The following is a 21,526-nucleotide window of genomic DNA, read 5'->3' on the forward strand; positions in this document are numbered from 1 at the left end:
AATTCATCAACACCTTATCGCCGCGGACCGACCGGTCTGCGGTCACCGGAGAAGACAAGACAGATGCCCAATCCCGTTTTCGCCCCTGAGGCTTCCGCTGCCACCGACCTCGGAAACCTGCCGGAATGGGACCTCACAGATCTCTACCCGGCCGTGGATGCACCGGAAGTTGCCGCCGACCTCAAGGAAATCCTCGACCGGTCGCGGACCTTCGAGACTTCTTACAAGGGCCGCCTGGCGGAGCTTGCAACAGACAACATTCCGGCGCTTGTGACGGCGATCCGGGCCTACGAGGATCTGGAAGACGTCATGGGCCGGCTGATTTCCTTTGCCGGTCTCGTCTATTCGGAAAACACCATCAAGCCGGAATCGCAGAAATTCTATGGCGACGTCCAGGAACAGATCACCACGGCCAGCTCACATCTGCTGTTCTTCACACTTGAAATGAACAAGATCGACGACGCGGTCGTGGAAGCCGCGCTCGAAGATCCGCAGTTTGGCCATTACCGCCCGTGGATCGAAGACCTGCGCAAGGGCAAGCCCTTCCAGCTGGAGGACCGGGTCGAGCAGCTCTTTCACGAGAAGTCCGTCACCGGAGCCGCTGCCTGGAACCGGCTCTTCGACGAGACGATGGCCTCGCTCGGCTTCGAGGTCGACGGCAAGGAAATGTCCATCGAGCCGGTGCTCAACCTGCTTGTCGATACCAAGCCGGAGACGCGCAAAAAGGCGTCGGAAGCGCTGACGAAAACCTTCAAGGAAAACCTGCGCACCTTTACGCTGATCACCAATACGCTGGCCAAGGACAAGGAAATCTCCGACCGCTGGCGGAACTTTTCCGATATCGCCGACAGCCGCCATCTGGCCAACCGGGTCGAACGGGACGTGGTCGACGCGCTGGTCGCCGCCGTGCGCGATGCCTATCCGCGCCTGTCGCACCGCTATTACAAGCTGAAGGCCAAGTGGCTGGGCATGGACCAGCTCAACACCTGGGACCGGAATGCACCGCTGCCGGATGCCGACACGCGCGTGATCCCGTGGCAGGAGGCGAAGGACACGGTTCTGTCTGCCTACGGCGCCTTCTCGCCGGATATGGCGGAAATTGCCGGCCGCTTCTTCGACAAGGGCTGGATCGATGCGCCGGCCCGCTCCGGCAAGGCACCGGGCGCCTTTGCCCATCCGACCGTTCCGAGCGCGCATCCCTATGTCCTGGTCAACTATCAGGGCAAGATCCGCGATGTGATGACGCTGGCGCATGAACTCGGCCATGGCGTGCACCAGGTGCTGGCCGCCCCCAACGGCCCGCTGATGGCGCCGACGCCGCTGACCCTGGCGGAAACCGCCAGCGTCTTCGGCGAGATGCTGACCTTCAAGTCGCTGCTCGCCAAGGCCGACAATCCACGCACCCGCAAGATCATGCTCGCCTCCAAGGCCGAAGACATGATCAACACGGTGGTGCGGCAGATCGCCTTCTATACCTTCGAGCGCAAGGTTCACACGGAACGCCGCAACGGCGAGCTGACGGCGGACAAGATCGGCGAATTGTGGCTGTCCGTGCAGGGCGAGAGCCTCGGCCCGGCGATCCGGCTGAATGAGGGCTACGAGACCTTCTGGACCTATATCCCGCACTTCATCCATTCGCCCTTCTATGTCTATGCCTACGCTTTCGGCGACTGCCTCGTGAATTCGCTCTACGCCGTCTACGAGGAGGCGGAGACTGGTTTCCAGGAGAAGTATTTCGACCTCCTGAAGGCCGGCGGCACGAGGCATCACACGGAGCTTCTGGCTCCGTTCGGCCTGAGCGCGACGGATCCGGATTTCTGGAAGAAGGGTCTTTCCGTGATCGAGCGGATCATCGACGAGCTGGAAAGCCTGGAAGATGCGTAAACGGTCTGAATGACACGTCCGGCACCCCCGTTCCGGCACACGCCCTATGACGGTTCCAGCAAGCCCTTCACGGTCGGCCTGAAGCCGATCGGCGAAGAGGTCTGGCTGGAGCCGGACGCCTTTCTGGTGCGGCATCTCACCGAAAAGGAAAGGCTGTTCGCGGTCGATCGCGACGCCGTTTTCCGGCATGAGGCGGACACCGGCGCGGCGCAGGACGAAGTGCTTGCACTGATCCTGGACAATCTCTCCCGGTTCCATTCCGCAACCCATCTGGTTTCGGAAACGGCCGTCGAGTTGCGGGAAAGTGGTCGTACGGTCGCTCTCGGCGACCGGCCTGCGCTGATGACCGCCTCCAGGCTGGTGCAGGAAGACCTGGTGCTCATGCGGCCGGGCGAGGGCGGATACAGGCTTGCGGCCGCTTCGCTGTGTTTTCCGTCATCCTGGTCTCTGGCCGAAAAGTTCGGCCTGTCGATGACCGGCATTCACGAAGGCGTTCCGGGTTTCAACGGCAGCCGTATCGGCCAGATGGTCGCGCGTGTCTTCGATAATCTGGCTGCGGGTCAGTTCCTCGAACGCTTCAACTGGTCGATCTATTCCGATGCGGCCCTGCACCATCCGCAGCCCAAGCGCATCGACATCAATGGCGATGGCAGTGTCCTGGCGAAGCTGTTTCTGCGGGTCGAACGGCAAACGTTGCGCCGGCTTCCGGGATCGGGCGACATCCTTTTCACCATCAAGGTGCATCACGATCCTCTGGCAGCGCTGAAGGCGCGGCCGGACCGGGCAGAGCTTGCCGCTGGACTGCGGACCCAACTCCTGGCCCTCGACGAGGCGCAGCTTTCCTACAAGGGTTTTGTGCCGATACGGGATGGGCTGGCCGCGGAGCTTGAGCAGTTGATCGACTGACTTGCGTCGATTTGGCCTGCGGTGTGGCTGGAAACTGCCCGCGCACTGCATATGTTGTTCGGTGACATTGCTGTTTTCCGCCCGTTGAGGAGTTTCTGCGCATATGCCCGACCCGAAAGACCGCGAGAGCAACCGGTTCAGTGCCCGCATGGGGCGCTATGCCAGGGTCGGGACCAACATGGGCGGGATCGCCGCCAAGGTCGCAGGCGCAAGGCTCTTCGGCATGGAGCTGGACAACGCCAAGAACGCGGCCGAGCTGGCAGCAGCCCTTGGCGGGTTGAAAGGTCCGCTGATGAAGGTGGCACAGCTCCTGTCGACCATTCCCGATGTGCTGCCGCCGGAATACACGACCGAGCTCGCCAAGTTGCAGGCGAGTGCGCCGCCGATGGGCTGGGCCTTTGTGAAGAGGCGCATGCGGGCCGAACTCGGGGCCGACTGGCAGGGACGCTTCGCCGACTTCGGCCGGGAGCCCTCAGCTGCCGCCTCGCTTGGCCAGGTGCACCGGGCAACCGCCCACGATGGACGGGTGTTGGCCTGCAAGCTGCAATATCCGGATATGGCCTCGGCCGTGGAAGCCGATCTGAAGCAGCTGCAGATGCTGTTTTCGCTCCACAGGCGCATGAGCCCTGCCATCGATACAAGCGAAATTGCCAAGGAGATCAGCGCCAGGGTGCGGGAAGAGCTGGATTATGCACGCGAGGCCGCGCATATCGCCATGTACCGGGAAATCCTTGGTAATTTCGACGGCATCAGAGTGCCGGAGGTGGTCGATGAGCTTTCCACCAAACGCCTGCTCACCATGGGCTGGCTCACCGGCCGTCCGCTGCTCGACTTCAAGGAACACAGCCAGGAAGAACGCAATCTGCTGGCCCGGACCATGTTCCATGCCTGGTGGCATCCCTTCAGCCATGTCGGCGTCATTCACGGCGATCCGCATCTCGGCAATTACACCGTCTTCGAACAGGAGGGCCGGCCCGCGGGCATCAATCTGCTTGATTACGGCTGCATCCGCATCTTCCCGGAAGCCTTTGTCGAGGGCGTTGTCGAACTTTATCGCGGTCTTCTGGAAGAGAACAACGACCGTGTGGTGGCCGCCTATGAACGCTGGGGCTTCAAGGATCTGAAAAAAGAGGTCATCGAGGTCCTGAACATCTGGGCGAGGTTCATTTACGGCCCGCTCCTGACCGACCGGGTGCGCTCGCTCGCCGACGGGGTCTCGGCAGCCGAATATGGCCGCAAGGAAGCCTTCCGGGTGCACACGGCACTGAAGGAGCTTGGGCCTGTAACCGTGCCGCAGGAATTTGTCTTCATGGACCGGGCGGCAATCGGCCTTGGCGGCGTTTTCCTGCATCTCAAGGCGGAGCTGAATTTCTTCGAACTCTTCAATGAACAGATCGAAGGCTTCGATGCGATGACCGTGCGCAATCGGCAGGACGCGGTTCTGGCCTCGGCAGGACTTTCCGGAGCTTCACACGCCGCCTGAACCGGCATTGGTGCCGGGCTGGTGCCGGCGAAGGGCAGCTGAATGGGCTCTGTTTTCGCAGCATGCCAAAAAGTCGCGTTTTTGCCGCCGGAAACTGCAATTGCGTGCATTGCCGAACCGGCGGGCTTTATTGTATGAAGGCTGCCGACTAAAGATTTTTCCCTGGGGGACCTCATGTCTGACGATACCGCGACCGGAATGGACTACGACGCTCACGAGCAGACGTATGCCGGGTTCATCAACATCTCCAAGATCGGCACGATCGCGTGCCTGACCATCGTCCTGTGCCTGATCATGTTCGCTTTCGGCGGCACGGTGGCGACCGTGTTCGGCTGGCTGATGCTGATCGCCATGCTCGTCTCGACCGCCATCGGCATGGCCCTTGGTGCGTCCGGCTGGATCCCGCCGGCACTCGTGTTCCTGGCAACCGGTGTCCTGGCCATTTTGACCGTCTGAGGCTTTGCTTCCCGGACCCAAGGGCTGGGAGCAGACTTGCCTCGGCACACAACAAGCTTCCTAAAAGGCGCGGCCAGGTCCGCGCCTTTTGCATTGGGCCTTTCCGGGCGGCTTTCCCCGCGGATGGTTCCGGAGTTTACGACTGAACCATGAACCAGCCTGCGCCCGATATCTTCGTCTATGATCCGCCTCTGGAGCCCTACCTGAGCGTGCTCCACACGGACGGTGACCTGCTGGTCGTCGACAAGCCGAGCGGGTTGTTGAGCGTGCCGGGCAAGGCGGCCGAACATTCGGATTGTCTGGAGGCCCGGGCACAGGAAAGCTACGCCTCAGCGCGGATCGTCCACCGGCTCGACATGGATACGTCCGGTGTCATGGTGCTGGCGCTGAATGCGTCCGCGCACCGGCATCTCGGACTGCAGTTCGAACGGCGCAAGACCACGAAGACCTATATCGCCGACATCTGGGGACATCTGGCGGCCGATAGCGGCGAGGTGGACTTGCCTCTGATCTGCGATTGGCCGAACCGGCCGAAGCAAATGGTCAGCTTCGAATTCGGCAAACCTGCGCTGACGCGCTGGCAGGTTCTGGAGCGCGGCGAACGTACTACCCGGGTCCGGCTCTTTCCTCATACGGGCCGCTCACACCAACTGCGGGTTCACATGCTGGCGCTCGGGCATCCGATTATCGGCGACAGGTTCTATGCGGACAGTGAGGCCCTTTCGGCCTCGCCAAGACTGGCGCTGCATGCGGAAAGCCTGGAGCTGCATCATCCGACGGGTGGCGAACGCAACCGGTTTGTCGCCGAGCTTCCGTTCTAGTGGAGCGAATTTGACATTTGAGTCCCGCTCGCGGCTAGGCTGATGCTCAAATGTCAAATTCAAAAGTTCCACTAGAATTATATATTTATCTAGTGATTCTTATGATTCTGACATTTGCTCCAGCGCTAGCAGCAGGGGATTGCAAATGTCAGAATCGAACCACTAGCGCCCGTCGCATTCAACTGACGTTTAGAGCACGTCGCGAAAAAGTCGGTTCCGGTTTCCAGGCGCGTTTCAATAATCTCAAATTACCTTCTTGACTCTTTGGAACGTTCCAAGTTCTATGTTTTTGCAAATTGGAACGATCCAAAGACTCGAATAGGAGAAAAACATCTGCACTCGGCTGCTTGCCGGAGGCCGTGAGAACGTGCGCGCTGTACGAATCTGCTCACGCTCCGTCACGCACGCAGTCATCGGCATCACAGGAAGTTTGCTGCGTCTCTCGCGGGATCCGACACACGCCCGCGGCGGACGCGTTCAACACCATGGTTCGTTCTTCCCGTGCCTCCAGAAAGCAGGACACCAAGTGTGCCGGCGTTCTTGCGATGCAGCGCTGGTCCGTCTGCTCACCAAGCCGTCACGCAACCAGGTGCCGCGCCTGAAGGGGCAGGCAAGAGACGAGCCCAAATCAACAAACCTTTCAAAACAGGGAACACCCAAGCATGCGTAGAATTACAGTGGCCGCTATCGGCCTTGCGGTCTCAGTCTCGTCCGCCTTCGCGGAGCCGGCTGTGGAAGTCATGCATTTCTGGACGTCAGGCGGTGAAGCGGCTGCCCTTGCCGCCGTTCGCGACAAGGTCGTTTCCGAAGGCGTCGCCTGGAACGACGCTCCGATTGCCGGGGGCGGTGGCGATCAGGCAAAGACGGCGTTGCAGGCGCGCATAGCGGCGGGAAATCCGCCCTCGGCCATGCTGATGCTCGGCCAGAACATCATCGATTGGGCGCAAGAAGGCATGCTCGGCGATGTCAATATCGTTGCAGAGGCGCAGGACTGGGACACGGTCCTGCCGCAGGCCGTCAAGGACTTTACAAAGGTGGGCGGCCGCTATGTCAGTGCGCCGACCAACGTGCATCGCACGGACATGATCTGGGCGTCGAAAGCCGCATTTGAAAAGATCGGTGCCGAATATCCGAAAAGCTGGGAAGAGCTGAATGCATTGGCACCGAAGTTCCGTGCGGCCGGCATCATACCGCTTGCCCACGGCGGTCAGGCCTGGCAGGAGCTCTATATGTTCGAGGCCGTGTTGTCGGGTATTGGCGATGCGGATTTCTATCGCAAGGCGCTTGTGGACCTGGATGAAGACGCGCTTCGCAGCGACACCATGCTGATGGTCTTTGAACAGATGGCCCAGCTGCGCGGCATGGTCGATTCCAACGCCCCGGGCCGGGACTGGAACCTGGCTTCGGCGATGGTCATCAATGGCGAAGCGGCGATGCAGATCATGGGCGACTGGGCCAAGGGGGAATTCGCCAATGCCGGACAGCGTCCCGGAGAGGATTTCGCCTGTATCCCGGTGCCCAAGGCAGAGGGCGATTCCTTCGTCTACCTGGTGAATTCCCTATCCTTCTTCGAACAGCCGGATGCCGAAGGCAAGGAAGCCCAGGAAGTTCTGGCAAGCGCGATCATGGATCGTGACGTGCAGATCGCCTTCAATCAGGCGAAAGGGGCCATTCCCGCGCGCAAGGACGTCAATCTGACGCATTTGGATGACTGCGCCCGGATCACCGCCGCTTCGTTCACGCAGAACGATGAGGAAGGGACCGCTGTCCCCACCTTTGCCGGCACGCATGCTGCGCCGGCCGCTGTCGTCGGGGCCGTATCGGATGTGATCACTGACTTTTTCAATTCCGACATGACGCCGGAAGATGCAGTCGGGTATCTGGCGGAAGCTGTTTCGCTGGCAAGGTAATAACGGACTGCCCCGGTCTCATGGACGGTCTCATGGACGGCCACCGGGGCAGTTTCCACCCCGAGCCGGCTGGCCTTAGCCCTGGCCGACGCGGCCGAGGCCTTCGCGGGCGATCTTGTTGGAATTGTCCAGCGTGATGGCGCGGGTATAGCTGCGGCGCGCGTCCTGAGCGTTGCCGAGCATTTCCAGGGCGACGCCCCGGTTGGCCCAGGCAACGGCGGAATCCCGGTCGAGATTGACCGCCATGGAAAGGTCGGCATTGGCCGCGTTCGGATCGTTCACTGCAATATAGGAGATGCCGCGGGCGATGTAGGGCGCGCTTGCCTTCGGGTTGAGGCCGATGGCAGTGGCGAAATCCTCGATGGCGCGCTGGTGCTGGTTCTGGGCCTGGTAGATCAGGCCGCGATTGTAGAACGCACGCGCGTCGGAGCTGTCACGGGTGATGACGGAATTGAAATCGGCCAGGGCGGCGGAATAGTTGCCCTGCTGGCGGTAGATGTTGCCGCGGCCGACATAGGCAACGTCATAATCCGGCTTGATGTTGATCGCGCGGGTATAGTCGGAGATCGCTTCCTGGTCGCGGCCCATGCGGCGCAGAACCAGCGCCCGGTTTGCCCAGGTCTGGTAGGACTGCGGGTTGAGCTGCAGGGCCTGGTCGAAATCCGCCACCGCCTTGTCGAGCTTGCCGGCCTGGCCATAGGCAATCCCGCGGGTGCTGTAGGCACTGGCATCGCCCGGGTTCGCTTCGATCACCGCCGACAGCGAGGCAATGTTGGTCGAGGAACCGGCCGAGGCATTGGTCGGCACGTCGTCATAGACGCCGGAAGTGTTGCAGGCGGCCAGCAAGGTTGCCAGGCTGAACAACGTTGCATGGGGCAGAAACTTGCGCATACGGCAGATACGATCTCTTAACGTCGAGCGATTGGACATGCCGTTCATCTGCCTCCAATTGGGCGGTAATGTGGCTGCGACAAGCTGGCGGGGGCCGTTTTCCGGCTATCCCCGCAAAACGCCAAAAAGCCGACCGTGACTCCGGCCGGCCTTACGGCATCTCGATGACAATGGCGAAACAGGTCGCCAGGCTCACTCAAGCCGCTTAGCGGCGAGCGGACTTGCCCGGGAGCAGACCTTCGCGCTGTGCCCGCTTGCGAGCCAGCTTGCGCGCGCGGCGAATGGCTTCAGCCTTTTCACGCGCCTTCTTTTCAGACGGCTTTTCGAAGTGACCGCGAAGCTTCATTTCACGGAAGATGCCTTCGCGCTGCATCTTTTTCTTGAGCGCCTTCAGCGCTTGATCGACATTGTTGTCGCGAACCAGAACCTGCACGCGTTTTTTCCCGTTTTCGATGCGCTGCGGTAAATCCGCAGCCAGAAGAACCATGATGGAAGCGAGGTCTTGCCAGCATCTACCTCGACATTTCCTAGACACGCAGTGAACGCTCACCGTCCATACGGTGTTCATGCATTCACATGTGTACAGAGAACTAGTCGCCGCTGACGCGTCGCTCACTTTGGGGCGCTTTCTACCAGAGCAATCCTCTGCTGTCCACACTCATTCGCAAAGAAAGGCGCCGAAATTGGACTCTTTTGCGCTTCGAGGCCGGAGAAGCGGCAGCGAGAAGGGGAGTAGACTCCGACGGTTATCACCGGTAGAGGTGGTTGTCTCACCCCGGCCAGACAATCCCTCGCACAAGAAGGCATGGCCCCGCCCCTATTGTTGGAGGAAACGATGGCGCAGCACGCGTCAAGGGCTTCCGATTCGGTTCAGCCCGTGTCTCTTTGGCGGAGCGACATCCGGCCGACGCTCGCACTTGGCCTGCCGCTGGCCGGTGCGCAGCTGGCGCAGATGGCCATCAACACGACCGATGTCCTGATGATCGGGCGTCTTGGCGCGGAAGAGCTTGCCGCTTCCGTGCTGGCTTTCAATTTCTACATGCTTGTCTGGTTTTTCGGCATGGGCGTCCTCCAGGCGGTCATTCCGCTTGCCGCCCGCGCCCGCGGCCAGCGCAAGCTGCGCGACCTGCGCCGGACCGTGCGCATGGGGTTCTGGGTGTCGGTGCTGTTCTGCATTCCGGTCTGGGTCGTCCTGCTCTTCATCGAGCCGATCCTGATCGCGCTTGGCCAGAACCCGAAACTCGCCGCCCTTGCCGGCGTCTATATGCTCTACCTGCAATGGACCATGCTGCCGGCTTTGCTGATCATGGCCGTTCGCGGCTTCCTGACCGTGATGGAGCGTACGCAGGTCGTCCTCTGGGCAACGATCGCCGGAGCTGTCGTCAACGCGGTGCTGGATTATCTGCTGATCTTCGGTGAATTCGGCTTTCCGCGGCTGGAACTGGTCGGTGCCGGTATTGCCTCCGTCTTCAGCGCCTCCGTCACGTTCCTGTTCCTCCTTGCCTATGCGGTGCTGCACCCGAAGCTCCGGCGCTACAACATTCTCGGCCGCATCTGGCGCTCCGACTGGCCGGTCTTCTTCCAGATCGTGCGGCTCGGCGTGCCGATCGCACTTACCATCATCGCGGAAGGGTCGCTGTTCGCGGCTGCGTCGGTCATGATCGGCTGGCTGGGAACGCTGCCGCTTGCCGGTCACGGCATTGCCATGCAGATCGCGTCGATCACCTTCATGGTGCCGGTTGGTCTTTCCGTCGCCGCCATGACGCGGGTCAGCCTTGCTGCCGGGCGGGGAGATCGCCGGGGCGTCGGCCGGGCGGGGTGGACCGCGCTCTGCGTGACCGTGCTCTTCATGGGCTGCTTCGCACTGCTCTTCTGGACCATCCCGGAAACGCTGGTCGGCTTCTATCTCGATCTCGACGACCCGCAAACGGAAGAGGTCCTGGCCTATGGCGTGTCGTTCCTGACGGTCGCCGCGCTGTTCCAGCTTGCCGATGGCGGCCAGATCATCGGCGTCAACAACCTGCGCGGCCTCGGCGACACCACCATTCCGCTGTTCTATGCGCTGTTCGGCTACTGGGTGGTCGGCATCAGCCTGTCGCTGGGCCTGGGCTTCGTGGCCGGTTGGGGCGGGGTGGGCGTCTGGTGCGGGCTGGCCGGGGGGCTTGCCTCCGTTGCGCTGCTGGCGAACCTGCGCTTTGCCAAAAGGGAAAAGCTGGGTCTGGTGACGGGGTAGGCCCGTCACCGCTCATTGCAATGCTCTCTTGGTAAACGCGGATCAGGCGGATTTCTTCGAGATCCGGTTGACGTGCCCCATCTTGCGGCCTTCACGGGTTTCCGCCTTGCCGTAAAGATGCAGCCGGGCAGCCGGTTCCCTTAAAACCGCTTCCCAGCTGTCGGCGTCAAAGCCGATCAGGTTTTCCATCACGGCATCGGAATGCCGCTCTGACGAACCGAGCGGCCAGCCGGCCACCGCGCGGATATGCTGGTCGAATTGGGAGGTGAGGCAGGCATCCTGGGTCCAGTGACCGGAATTGTGCACCCGGGGCGCGATCTCGTTGACGAGCAGCTTCTCGCCGGCCCCGTCGCGCACCAGGAACATTTCCACGCCCATGACACCGACATACTCAAGGCCGGCGGCGATCTTCTCGCCCATGGCGCGGGCCGCATCCGCGGTCGCCTGTGAAACGCCGGCAGGTACCGTCGAGGTCTTCAGGATGTGATGTTCATGGTGATTGCGGGCGATGTCGTAGCAGGCTATGGCGCCGTCGACGTCGCGGGCCACGATCACGGAAACCTCGCAGTCGAAGGGGATCAGAGCCTCAAGCACCATCGGCACGGCACCAAGCTTTTCAAAGGCGCCGTCGGCGTCTTCGGGCTTGCGGATCATCAGCTGGCCCTTGCCGTCATAGCCGAACCGGCGGGTCTTCAAGACGCCCTTGCCGCCGAAACGGGCAATTGCGGCATCAAGATCGTCCTGCGAACCGATGTCGGCGAAATCCGCGATGGCGACGCCTGCATCGGAGAGAAACCGTTTTTCGAAGAGCCGGTCCTGGGAGACCTCCAGCGCCCGCACACCAGGTTGGACCGGAACCTTCGCGTCGAGATGGGCTGCGGCCGGGCCGGGAACGTTCTCGAATTCATAGGTGACGACGGAAACGGAGGCGGCGAAACGGTCCAGTGCGTCGATGTCTTCGTAAGGGGCGACCGTGAAGGTGGCGCTGACATCGAAAGCCGGGCTGTTCGGATCCGGACAAAAGATATGGGCCTTGAGGCCGAGGCTGGCGGCGGACTGTGCCAGCATGCGGCCAAGCTGGCCACCGCCGAGAATGCCGATGGTATCGCCTGGGCTCAAACGGATCGTGGCGCTCATACTGTGTCTCCTGCCTTGCGAAGGTCCGATCAAGCGTCAGACGGCGTTTCGGCCACAGCGGCGGTGCGCTCCTTGCGGAACGTGTCGAGTGCGGTCTCGACCGCCGGGTCGTGCAGGGCAAGGACGGCGGCTGCCAGCAGGGCTGCATTGGTCGCGCCTGCCTTGCCGATCGCCAGCGTGCCGACGGGGATGCCGGCCGGCATCTGCACGATCGACAGAAGGCTGTCCTCACCGGAGAGCGCCTTGCTTTCCACCGGAACGCCGAAGACGGGAAGCGGTGTCAGGGAAGCCGTCATGCCGGGAAGATGAGCCGCGCCTCCGGCGCCGGCGATGATGATCTTGAAGCCTTCGGCCTTGGCGCCCCTGGCGAAGTCGTACATGCGGTCGGGCGTGCGGTGCGCCGAGATGATGCGGGCCTCATAGGACACGCCAAGCTGGTCGAGCGTCTCCGCCGCATGTTTCATTGTCGGCCAGTCCGATTGACTGCCCATGATGATCGCGACGTCCGCTTGTGCCATTTCGTGCTCCAGGTTCCGGCGGCCTCAGAAGAGCCGCGGAGTATAGGCAGGGCGCGGCGCATCGCAAGCGCGAATCGGCGAAAAATTAGCGGGAAATTGCGATTTTCAGACGGCGTCCCTTCCAGATGCGGAAGGTCTCAGGCGATGATGTCAGGGAACAGCTGATCTTCAAGCACTGCGATCCGGTCCTTGATCATCAGTTTCTTCTTCTTCAGTCGCTGAAGCTGCAGAACATCATGGTTCGAGGTTGCCGCCAGCGCTTCCACGGCCACATCCAGATCGCGGTGTTCCTGACGCAGCTGCGCCAGCTGCATACGCAATGCGTCACTATCCATCTGCGCCATCAATATTCCCCGAAACAGGACCCAGTCCTAATCCAATTTGCCGCCGCCGGGCAAGATAGCATCTTTGGCAAGGCCGTGGCCGGTTTTCGGCTGCCGCCCGGATCCGGCTCCAGACCCCAGGGCCGGTGCCGGGGCGCGGGAAATTGACCCAGGTGGAAAAAATGTGAACTGGCAAATCTTTCATGGGGAAAAATGGTTAGTTTCGAGGCGGTTAAGACGCCACGTTTCTTCAGGGTTTCGTAAGGATAGCAGCGAGAATGCATAATTTGACGGCGAAACGCCTCCGCTATGCGGATTCAGCAATCGACAAGGGCGGAAAGTCTGTGGCACGATGACAGGGTTGAGCCAACAGACAGGAGGTTTTTCCATGTCAATGCAGTCGCATCTCGCAGAACTTGAGCGCCGTCACGCGGAAATGGAACGCAAGATTGAAGACGCTCAGTTGCATCCGAGTACAGACTCTCTGAAATTGGCTGACATGAAACGACAAAAGCTAAAGATCAAGGACGAGATAGCGCGGCTACGACAGGACGCGACACTCCACTAGACAGGCCCTGAGCCAAGAATTTTAAGACGCCGCGCACCAGCGCGGCGTTTTGTTTTTAGGGGAGTGAGAGGTGTGGGGACCTTGTAATGTTTCCTCTCCCCCTCATCCTGAGGAGCCGCGCAAGCGGCGTCTCGAAGGATGGGCGGCGCACTCTGGAGCAAGCGGCCCATCCTTCGAGACGGACCTTTCGGTCCTCCTCAGGATGAGGAGTAAGGTCGCGAAGCCGGACGAGTGGACGGCAGAAACGGGTTGTAGAGTTCCCCTTGCCGACGCCTCATCTGCACCCTCACAGCGCCTTCGCCAGTTCCCTCAGTTCGAATTTCTGGATCTTGCCGGTCGAGGTCTTGGGCAGGTCGCAGAAGACGATCGTGCGCGGCGACTTGAACCCGGCCAGGTGCTGACGGCAGAAGGCGACGAGATCCGCTTCGCTTGTTTTCGCGCCCTGCCGCAGTTCGACGAAGGCGCAGGGCGTCTCGCCCCACTTCTCATCGGGCCTGGCGACGACGGCGGCGGCCTGGACGTCCGGATGCTTGTAGAGGACTTCCTCCACCTCGATGGAGGAAATGTTCTCACCTCCCGAGATGATGATGTCCTTGGAGCGGTCCTTGAGCTGGACATAGCCGTCCGGATGTAGGACGCCGAGGTCGCCGGAATGGAACCAGCCGCCCTTGAAGGCCTTGTCCGTCGCGTCCGGGTTTTTCAGATATCCCTTCATCACCACATTGCCGCGGAACATGACTTCCCCCAGCGTTTCGCCATCCGCCGGCACCGGCTCCAGCGTCTCCGGGTCCAGCACGGTCAGCGCTTCCAGGGCGACGTAGCGCACGCCCTGGCGGGCTTTCTTGCGCGCCTGCTCCTCGGCGGCAAGCTCGTTCCATTCCCGCTTCCAGTCGTTGACGACGGCGGGACCATAGACTTCCGTGAGGCCGTAAAGATGGGTGACGTTGAAGCCGGCGGTCTTCATGGCGGCGAGCACGCTCTCCGGTGGCGGGGCGGCGGCCGTGAAGAATTCCACCTCCCGGTCGAGTTCGCGTTTCTGGTCGGGCGCCGCATTCAGCAGCGTCGACATGATGATCGGTGCGCCGCAAAGATGTGTGACGCCCTCGTCTGCGATCAGGTCCCACATGGTCTTCGGCCGGACCCAGCGCAGGCACACATGCGTGCCGGCGACCAGCGACAGCGACCAGGGGAAACACCAGCCGTTGCAGTGGAACATCGGCAGGGTCCACAGATAGACCGGATGCTTGGCCATGGACGCGGTGATGACGTTCGCCTGGGCCAGCAGGTAGGCGCCGCGGTGATGATAGACGACACCCTTGGGATTGCCGGTGGTGCCGGAGGTGTAGTTGAGCGAGATCGCGTCCCATTCGTCCGCCGGCAGAGCCCAGGCGAATTCCGGATCGCCGGACTGCAGGAAGGCTTCGTAGTCGAGCGTGCCGAGACGCGCGCCGTCCTGGGGAAATTCCGGATCGGAATAGTCGATCACCAGCGGGTTGACGGTCGCGAGTGCCAGCGCTTCCTTGATGACGGGGGCATATTCGCGGTCCGTGATCAGAACCTTGCAATCGGCATGATCGAGCTGGAAGGCAATGATGGCGGCGTCCAGCCGCGTATTCATGGAATGCAGCACGGCCCCTGCCATCGGCACGCCGTAATGGGCTTCCAGCATCGGCGGCACATTGGACAGCATCACACTGACCGTATCGTTCTTGCCGATGCCGAGGCCCGACAGCGCCGAGGCAAGCTGGCGCGCGCGGCGGTAGAAGCTGCGATAGTCTGTGCGCTGGCGACCATGAACGATCGCGATCGTGTCCGGAAAGACATCGGCCGCGCGCGCCAAAAAGCTGAGCGGACTGAGCGCTGCAAAATTGGCCGTGTTCTTGTCGAGACCCTGCGTGAACGGGCTTGCTGCGGCGTCCATGATCTTCCTCCCTCGATCGGCCTCTCCGGGCCGCAAGGACACGTTACCCCAAGCCGGCGACTTCGCAATTCATCCTTGCGGCTGGCACTAACCCGAATGCGTCACGCCAGAAGACCCAACAGCCCGTCCCAGGTCAGCTTTGCACCGATCAGACCCATGAAGATGTAGATGATGGCGTAGAACATCTCCGCCTTGACGATCCGCACCAGCCAGACGCCGACAAGCGTCGCGACAAGGGCAACAGGGAACAGCATAACGGAGGTGGAAAGGTTGGTGGCGTCGAACTGGCCAAGCAGGAAATAGGGCAGCAGCTTGATGGCATTGACAGTCGCAAAGAAGATCACAGCCGTGCCGGCAAAAAGCACCGGCGCCAGGCGCAGCGGCAGCATGTACATCTGGAAGGGCGGACCGCCGGTGTGGCTGATGAAGCTTGTGAAGCCTGCGACTGTGCCCCAGAAGGTGCCCTTTGGGATGTTGTGGCCGCTGGCGGAGGTCTTCTTGCGCTGCTTGAAGACATAGTCGGCGACAAAGGCAAGCGACATGATCCCGATCAGGAAGAGCACGAAGGCATCGTTGACATAAGCGGCCGTTGCCCAGCCGATGCCGATGCCGATGACGGCGGCCGGCACAAGGATCGTGAGGCACTTCCAGTCGGCGCGGCCGCGATAGGCGATCAGGGCAACCACATCCATGACGATCAGGATCGGAAGCATGATGCCGGCAGCCTGCAGCGGCGATATCATCAGCGCCATGATCGGTACACCGAGCATGGCGAAAGTTCCACCGAAACCGCCTTTGGACAGGCCGACGAAAAATACGGCCGGAATTGCCGCCGCATAGAACCAGGGATCTGAAATGGGAGTCATGGGCCGGATAAGCTGTGGGACAATCGGACAGGTCCGGCAGACAATCACGCCAGAAGGATTACGTAAAGTCCCGCAAGCCGAATTGACTATGGAGGGAGGCTTGCCTTTTCAGGTTCCCTTACAGCACTCTATGCCGCAAATGTGAGGGGCGTATGCCTCTGGCTGCTGCTTGGGAGGACAGGACATGGCAAGCCGGTATCACGAGGTCTATCAGGGCTGGAAAGCGGATCCACTCGGTTTCTGGAAGGCGGCCGCGGACGAGATCGACTGGGTCAGCACCGGCGAGAAAGTGTTCGATCCGGACCAGGGGCAGTATGGCCGGTGGTACCCGGACTGGGAATGCAACACCTGCTACAACTGTCTCGACCGGCATGTGGAACGCGGCCGGCCCGGTCAGCCCGCGCTGATCTATGACAGCCCGATCACCGGCCGCACCGCCACCTACACCTATGCGGAACTGTTGGAGGAAGTGGAGGCGATGGCCTGTGTCTTCGCCGACCATGGCCTTCAGAAGGGCGACCGGGCCATTCTCTACATGCCCATGATCCCGCAGGCCGTGATGGCCATGCTTGCCTGCGCGCGTCTCGGTTTCATTCATTCCGTCGTCTTCGGTGGATTTGCCGCCAATGAGCTGGCAACCCGGATCGACGATGCCACTCCCAAGGCCATCATCGCCGCCTCCTGCGGGCTCGAACCCGGCCGGGTCATCGCCTACAAGCCGCTGATCGATCAGGCCATCGAAATTGCCAGACACAAGCCTGACTGCTGCCTGATTTTCCAGCGCGAGGAACGGACCGCCGAGCTGAAAGAGGGCCGGGACTTCGATCTGGGCGTATTGCAAGACGCCGCCAAGGCCGCCGGCCGCACCATCGCGCCGGTTCCGGTGAAGGCCACCGATCCGCTTTATATCCTCTACACCTCCGGCACGACCGGCCAGCCCAAGGGCGTCGTCCGCGACAATGGCGGCCACATGGTGGCGCTGAAATGGTCGATGAAGAACCTCTACGACATTGCCCCAGGCGAAGTGTTCTGGGCGGCATCCGATGTCGGCTGGGTGGTGGGGCATTCCTACATCTGCTACGCGCCGCTGCTGCACGGCTGCACGACCATCGTCTTTGAGGGCAAGCCGGTGGGGACCCCCGATGCCGGCACCTTCTGGCGGGTGATTTCGGAGCACAACATCGTCTCGCTCTTCACCGCGCCGACGGCCTTCCGCGCCATCCGCAAGGAAGACCCGAACGGCACGTTCATCCAGAAATACGATCTCTCCAATTTCCGCTCCCTGTTTCTGGCCGGTGAGCGTGCCGACCCGGAAACGGTCAACTGGGCCATCGACCAGCTGCAGGTGCCGGTGATAGATCACTGGTGGCAGACGGAAACCGGCTGGTGCATCGTCGGCAATCCGCTCGGCCTCGGGCAGTTGCCGGTCAAGCCCGGCTCGCCCACCGTGCCGATGCCGGGCTATGACGTGCAGGTGCTGGACGATGCCGGTCATCCGCTCGGGCCCAACACGCTGGGCAATATCGTGGTCAAGCTGCCGCTGCCACCAGGCGCATTTCCAACCTTGTGGAATGCGGAGAAACGCTTCTTCGATGCCTACATGGCGGAGTTCCCCGGCTACTACAAGACGGCGGATGCGGGTGTCATCGACGATGACGGCTATCTGTCGATCATGGCGCGGACCGACGACATCATCAACGTCGCCGGCCACCGCCTTTCGACCGGTGGCATGGAAGAGGTCCTGGCAACGCACCCGGCTGTTGCCGAATGCGCAGTGATCGGCATTGCCGACAAGCTGAAGGGCCAGCTGCCTTGCGGCTTCGTGGTGCTGAAGGCGGGGGTCGAGCAGTCGCATGAGGAGATCGAGAAGGAACTCATCAGGCTGGTGCGCGACAAGATCGGACCGGTGGCAGCCTTCAAGATCGCCATAACCGTCGACCGGTTGCCCAAGACCCGCTCCGGCAAGATCCTGCGCGGGACCATGCGCCAGATTGCCGACGGCGAAAGCTGGAAGATGCCGGCCACCATCGACGATCCGGCCATTCTGGACGAGATCAGCGACGCGCTGAAAACGCACGGCATATCGGCCTGAGGACCGCTGGCGGGAGAACGTGATTTCCCCGCCTGTTCGGACTGTTGGGAAAGTCGCAGGGCGTTTTTCTCGCGTAAATCAACGGGTAAGACGCCGATTGACGCTACTGGAGGGCCAAAACGGCCATCGACAGCGTGGATTTTGCATCATAATGTCGGGCCGCCGCGAAGCGGCCCACGCCTTTTCAGCGTGGCAGTATTGAACTCGAGCAGCCGCGAGGTTTCCCGTGTCTTTGGAAAACAAGGTCGCCATCATAACCGGTGCAGCCAACGGGATCGGGCTTGCCATCGCCCGGCGCTTCGTCGCCGACGGGGCCAAGGTCGTGATCGCCGACGTGGATGACGATGCCGGCGAAGCCGCGGTTGAAGACCTGAAGGTCCAGGGCGAGGCCATGTACATTCATTGCAATGTCGCCGAGCGCCTGGACGTGCGCAACATGGTCGCCGAGACGCTGAACGCCTACGGCGACATCGACATTCTGGTTAACAATGCTGGCGTCGTCATCGGCGGCGATTTCCTCGAACTCGAGGAAGACGATTTCGAGCGCGTGCTGTCGATCAACCTGAAGGGCGCTTTCCTGTGTTCCCAGGCGGTTGCCCGTCACATGGTCGAGACGGTGGAAGGCGGCGGCGCACCGGGCTGCATCATCAACATGTCCTCGGTCAATTCCGTGCTCGCGATCCCGGGGCAGATGGCCTATTGCGTCTCCAAGGGCGGCCTGGCGCAGCTGACGAAAACCTCGGCGTTGTCGCTTGCCAGATACGGCATCCGGGTCAATGCCATCGGGCCGGGCTCGATCATGACCGACATGCTGGAATCGGTGAACAGCGACGCGGCCGCCAAGAACCGCCTGCTGTCGCGCACGCCGATGTTGCGTGTCGGCGAGGCGTCGGAAATTGCCGGCGTCGCCGCGTTCCTTGCGTCCAGCGATGCCAGCTACGTCACCGGCCAGACCATCTACGCCGACGGCGGCCGCCTGCCGCTCAACTACACGGTCGACGTTCCCGACGAGGCGTGAGCAGAGACGTCGCGGCTAGACAGCCTCCAGTTCCTTTTCCGCACCGAATTGCAGCCGGGCCAGCTTGGCGTAGAGGCCGTCTGCGGCGCTAAGTTCGGCGTGGGTGCCGGTTTCGACGATATGGCCGCCGTCCATGACCACGATCCGGTCGGCTTTCAGAACGGTGGCGAGACGGTGGGCGATCACCAGCGTGGTGCGGCCCGCCATCAACCGGTCGAGTGCCTGCTGGACCAGGTTTTCGCTTTCCGCATCCAGCGCGCTGGTCGCTTCATCGAGCAAGAGGACGGGCGCTGCCTTGAGGACTGCGCGGGCGATGGCGATGCGCTGGCGCTGGCCGCCGGAAAGGGTGATGCCGCGTTCGCCGACCAGCGTGTCATAACCGTCTGTCATCTTCTCGATGAAGGGTGCGGCAAGGGCAGCTTCGGCGGCGGCGATCACTTCCTCGCGGCTGGCATCCGGCCGGCCATAGGCGATGTTCTCGGCAATGCTGGCGCCGAAGATCGCCGTGTCCTGGGGGACGAGTGCGATGTGGCGACGCAGATCCGCCGGGTCCAGATCCGGCAGCGCGATGCCATTGAGCTGGATTTTGCCCTCTACCGGATCATAGAAGCGCATCAGCAGGCTGAAGAGGGTCGACTTGCCGGCGCCTGACGGTCCGACCACGGCAACGGTTTCACCGGGGGCAACGGTCAGGTTGAGGTCGCGCAGGACCGGCATGGTCTTGCTGGTGCGATAGGCGAAGGACACCTTGTCGAAGACGATCTCGCCGCGCGGCGTTTCCGGCAGTTTCGCCGGCGAGGCGGGGGCGGTGATTTCCGGCTGGATCTCCAGGAGCTCCGACAGGCGCTCCGCAGCGCCTGCTGCCTGGGAGAGCTCACCCCAGACTTCCGAAAGCGCCGCCAGCGATCCGGCGGCCAGTATCGAATAGAGCAGGAACTGGCTGAGTTCGCCGCCGGTGATGCGGCCGGAAAAGACATCGCTGGCCCCGATCCACAGCACCGCGACGATGCTGGCGCCGATCACCATGATGGCAAAGCCGGTGAGGGCTGCCCTTGCCATGATCGACTGGCGCGCCGCCTGGAAGGCGGCTTCCACAGCCGTCCCGTAGCGGTTGGCGCTGCGGCTTTCGTGGGTGAAGGCCTGGAGGGTGCGGACCGAGCCCAGCATCTCGCTGGCAAAGGCGGAGGCGTCGGCAAGCGTGTCCTGGGCAAAGCGCGAGCGCTTGCGCACCTGGCGGCCGAAGCCGAGGATCGGGATGAGGATCACCGGAATGGCGGCGAGCACGATGACGGAGAGCCGCGGGCTGGTCACGACCATCATCACGGCTGCCCCAAGGAACATGATCAGGTTGCGCATGGCAAGCGAGGCGCTGGCGCCGAAGGCGGCCTTGATCTGAGTGGTGTCGGCGGTGAGGCGCGACAGGATCTCGCCGGACTTGGCGCTGTCGTAAAAGCCGGGGCTGAGCCGGGTCATGTGGGCAAAGACGTCGGAACGCACGTCGGCCACCACGCGCTCGCCAATCCACATGACCAGGAAATAGCGGACGGAGCTGGCGGTCGCGAGGGCGCAGACGACGCCGATCAGCACGGCAAAATAGGAATTGACCAGCGCCGGGTCGTCGGCACCAAAACCGAAATCGATCATCCGGCGGACGGCGGCGGGCAGAACCAGCGTGATCACCGCGGCCGAAAACAGGGCCGCGACGGCGGCCGCCACCATGCCCCTGTGCCGGAGAAGGTAGGGCAGCAGCCGTGTCAGCGGCCGGAGCGATCTGCGGGAACCGGCGGTTTCCGGTGTTTCATCTTGTGCTGGGGCGTCGGCCACAGGGCTCTCCTCGTTCTTTGATCCCGTCTTAGCATGTTCCGCCGTGCGGACAATGGCCTTGACCTTGGCCAAACAGCCGGGCTGATACGGTGGGCAAGCCGGCGGGAAGTCAAAAAAACCTTCGCTGGATATAGGTGGAAATTGCGGGATTTTGCCCCTTGTCTTGGCTCTCGCCATGGGGTATATCCCCGCCTCATGTTTCTGAGGGCGGCGTCCGCAACCGGATCGGCGGCCCTTCATTTCGTTTTGCGTTTGCGTGGCGGCCTTCCCGGAAGGCGCTGCAGGGCGCTTGAAAGGACCGGTCATGAAAACGGATATCCATCCCGACTACCACACCATCAAGGTCGTCATGACCGATGGCACCGAATACTCCACCCGTTCCACCTACGGTTCGGAAGGCGACACCCTGACGCTCGACATCGACCCGACGTCCCACCCGGCCTGGACCGGCGGCGACCGTCAGCTGATGGACCGCGGCGGCCGCGTGTCCCGCTTCAAGAACAAGTTCGCTGGCTTCCTGGGCTCCTGATCCCACAGTCACGACAGCTTCAACGAAAGACCCGGCCACTGGCCGGGTTTTTTGTGTCTGGGAAAAGGATCTTAAATCCGCAAAGATGTCCGCCTTCTGTGTGTGAATGTCGATTTCCATTTCGTTCGCAGCGTGACCCCCACCCC

Annotated in this window: 19 protein-coding genes; 11 read left to right on the forward strand and 8 right to left on the reverse strand. The window is 62.0% G+C overall.

Features of this window, described 5'->3' with window-relative positions:
* The first annotated feature begins 63 nt into the window (after positions 1-63).
* The 6 genes from ACX3M4_RS22515 (at position 64) to ACX3M4_RS22540 (ending at position 7,460) form a co-directional block, all read left to right on the forward strand.
* On the forward strand, positions 64-1,884 hold the full coding sequence (locus ACX3M4_RS22515) for a M3 family oligoendopeptidase (RefSeq protein WP_459355203.1): 1,821 nt from the start codon (positions 64-66) through the stop codon (positions 1,882-1,884).
* A 9-nt stretch (positions 1,885-1,893) separates the two neighbouring features.
* On the forward strand, positions 1,894-2,790 hold the full coding sequence (locus ACX3M4_RS22520) for a heme-dependent oxidative N-demethylase family protein (RefSeq protein ID WP_459355204.1): 897 nt from the start codon (positions 1,894-1,896) through the stop codon (positions 2,788-2,790).
* A gap of 103 nt (positions 2,791-2,893) precedes the next feature.
* Complete coding sequence (locus ACX3M4_RS22525) at positions 2,894-4,273, forward strand: ABC1 kinase family protein (protein ID WP_459355205.1); 1,380 nt, start codon at positions 2,894-2,896, stop codon at positions 4,271-4,273.
* Between the two features lie 174 nt (positions 4,274-4,447).
* Positions 4,448-4,729 (forward strand): aa3-type cytochrome c oxidase subunit IV, encoded by a 282-nt coding sequence (locus ACX3M4_RS22530; protein WP_459355206.1) that lies wholly within the window; start codon positions 4,448-4,450, stop codon positions 4,727-4,729.
* Between the two features lie 149 nt (positions 4,730-4,878).
* On the forward strand, positions 4,879-5,550 hold the full coding sequence (locus tag ACX3M4_RS22535) for a pseudouridine synthase (protein ID WP_459355207.1): 672 nt from the start codon (positions 4,879-4,881) through the stop codon (positions 5,548-5,550).
* A 662-nt stretch (positions 5,551-6,212) separates the two neighbouring features.
* Complete coding sequence (locus ACX3M4_RS22540; protein WP_459355208.1) at positions 6,213-7,460, forward strand: ABC transporter substrate-binding protein; 1,248 nt, start codon at positions 6,213-6,215, stop codon at positions 7,458-7,460.
* A 75-nt stretch (positions 7,461-7,535) separates the two neighbouring features.
* Here ACX3M4_RS22540 and ACX3M4_RS22545 read toward each other — a convergent pair whose 3' ends face one another.
* Both ACX3M4_RS22545 and rpsU read right to left on the reverse strand, forming a co-directional pair.
* Positions 7,536-8,351 carry a tetratricopeptide repeat protein gene (locus tag ACX3M4_RS22545; RefSeq protein ID WP_459355209.1) on the reverse strand — a complete coding sequence of 272 codons (816 nt, stop codon included), beginning with the start codon at positions 8,349-8,351 and terminating at the stop codon, positions 7,536-7,538.
* 205 nt (positions 8,352-8,556) lie between these two features.
* Positions 8,557-8,784 carry a 30S ribosomal protein S21 gene (gene rpsU, locus ACX3M4_RS22550; RefSeq protein ID WP_008188883.1) on the reverse strand — a complete coding sequence of 76 codons (228 nt, stop codon included), beginning with the start codon at positions 8,782-8,784 and terminating at the stop codon, positions 8,557-8,559.
* Positions 8,785-9,186: 402 nt separating this feature from the next.
* Between rpsU and ACX3M4_RS22555 the strand changes: the two genes are divergently transcribed.
* Positions 9,187-10,584 (forward strand): MATE family efflux transporter, encoded by a 1,398-nt coding sequence (locus ACX3M4_RS22555; protein WP_459355210.1) that lies wholly within the window; start codon positions 9,187-9,189, stop codon positions 10,582-10,584.
* Positions 10,585-10,626: 42 nt separating this feature from the next.
* Here ACX3M4_RS22555 and ACX3M4_RS22560 read toward each other — a convergent pair whose 3' ends face one another.
* The 3 genes from ACX3M4_RS22560 to ACX3M4_RS22570 all read right to left on the reverse strand — a co-directional run bounded on the left by ACX3M4_RS22560 (position 10,627) and on the right by ACX3M4_RS22570 (position 12,583).
* Positions 10,627-11,721, reverse strand: a complete 1,095-nt coding sequence (locus ACX3M4_RS22560; RefSeq protein WP_459355211.1) for a 5-(carboxyamino)imidazole ribonucleotide synthase — start codon at positions 11,719-11,721, stop codon at positions 10,627-10,629.
* Positions 11,722-11,750: 29 nt separating this feature from the next.
* Entirely contained in the window at positions 11,751-12,239 is a 489-nt protein-coding gene (purE, locus tag ACX3M4_RS22565) for a 5-(carboxyamino)imidazole ribonucleotide mutase (protein ID WP_459355212.1), read from the reverse strand.
* Between the two features lie 137 nt (positions 12,240-12,376).
* Positions 12,377-12,583 carry a YdcH family protein gene (locus ACX3M4_RS22570; RefSeq protein WP_459355213.1) on the reverse strand — a complete coding sequence of 69 codons (207 nt, stop codon included), beginning with the start codon at positions 12,581-12,583 and terminating at the stop codon, positions 12,377-12,379.
* A 367-nt stretch (positions 12,584-12,950) separates the two neighbouring features.
* Here ACX3M4_RS22570 and ACX3M4_RS22575 point away from each other — a divergent pair, with 367 nt between their 5' ends.
* On the forward strand, positions 12,951-13,130 hold the full coding sequence (locus ACX3M4_RS22575) for a YdcH family protein (protein ID WP_459355214.1): 180 nt from the start codon (positions 12,951-12,953) through the stop codon (positions 13,128-13,130).
* 286 nt (positions 13,131-13,416) lie between these two features.
* On the opposite strand, the gene ACX3M4_RS22580 is transcribed toward ACX3M4_RS22575, so the two are convergent.
* Both ACX3M4_RS22580 and ACX3M4_RS22585 read right to left on the reverse strand, forming a co-directional pair.
* Entirely contained in the window at positions 13,417-15,051 is a 1,635-nt protein-coding gene (locus tag ACX3M4_RS22580) for an acyl-CoA synthetase (RefSeq protein ID WP_459355215.1), read from the reverse strand.
* A gap of 101 nt (positions 15,052-15,152) precedes the next feature.
* Positions 15,153-15,917, reverse strand: a complete 765-nt coding sequence (locus ACX3M4_RS22585; protein ID WP_459355216.1) for a sulfite exporter TauE/SafE family protein — start codon at positions 15,915-15,917, stop codon at positions 15,153-15,155.
* 184 nt (positions 15,918-16,101) lie between these two features.
* Between ACX3M4_RS22585 and ACX3M4_RS22590 the strand changes: the two genes are divergently transcribed.
* Complete coding sequence (locus ACX3M4_RS22590) at positions 16,102-18,009, forward strand: propionyl-CoA synthetase (RefSeq protein ID WP_459355217.1); 1,908 nt, start codon at positions 16,102-16,104, stop codon at positions 18,007-18,009.
* Positions 18,010-18,235: 226 nt separating this feature from the next.
* On the forward strand, positions 18,236-19,027 hold the full coding sequence (locus ACX3M4_RS22595) for an SDR family NAD(P)-dependent oxidoreductase (protein WP_459355218.1): 792 nt from the start codon (positions 18,236-18,238) through the stop codon (positions 19,025-19,027).
* A 15-nt stretch (positions 19,028-19,042) separates the two neighbouring features.
* Here the strand turns inward: ACX3M4_RS22595 and ACX3M4_RS22600 are convergent, their stop codons facing one another.
* The gene (locus tag ACX3M4_RS22600) at positions 19,043-20,851 is read right to left on the reverse strand and encodes an ABC transporter transmembrane domain-containing protein (protein WP_459355219.1); all 1,809 of its coding nucleotides are present in this window, start codon (positions 20,849-20,851) and stop codon (positions 19,043-19,045) included.
* A 304-nt stretch (positions 20,852-21,155) separates the two neighbouring features.
* On the opposite strand from ACX3M4_RS22600, the gene rpmE reads away from it, so the two are divergent.
* Positions 21,156-21,380, forward strand: a complete 225-nt coding sequence (rpmE, locus tag ACX3M4_RS22605; RefSeq protein ID WP_459355220.1) for a 50S ribosomal protein L31 — start codon at positions 21,156-21,158, stop codon at positions 21,378-21,380.
* The last annotated feature ends 146 nt before the right edge of the window (positions 21,381-21,526 follow it).

This window comes from Roseibium sp. M-1 (genome assembly GCF_054515675.1).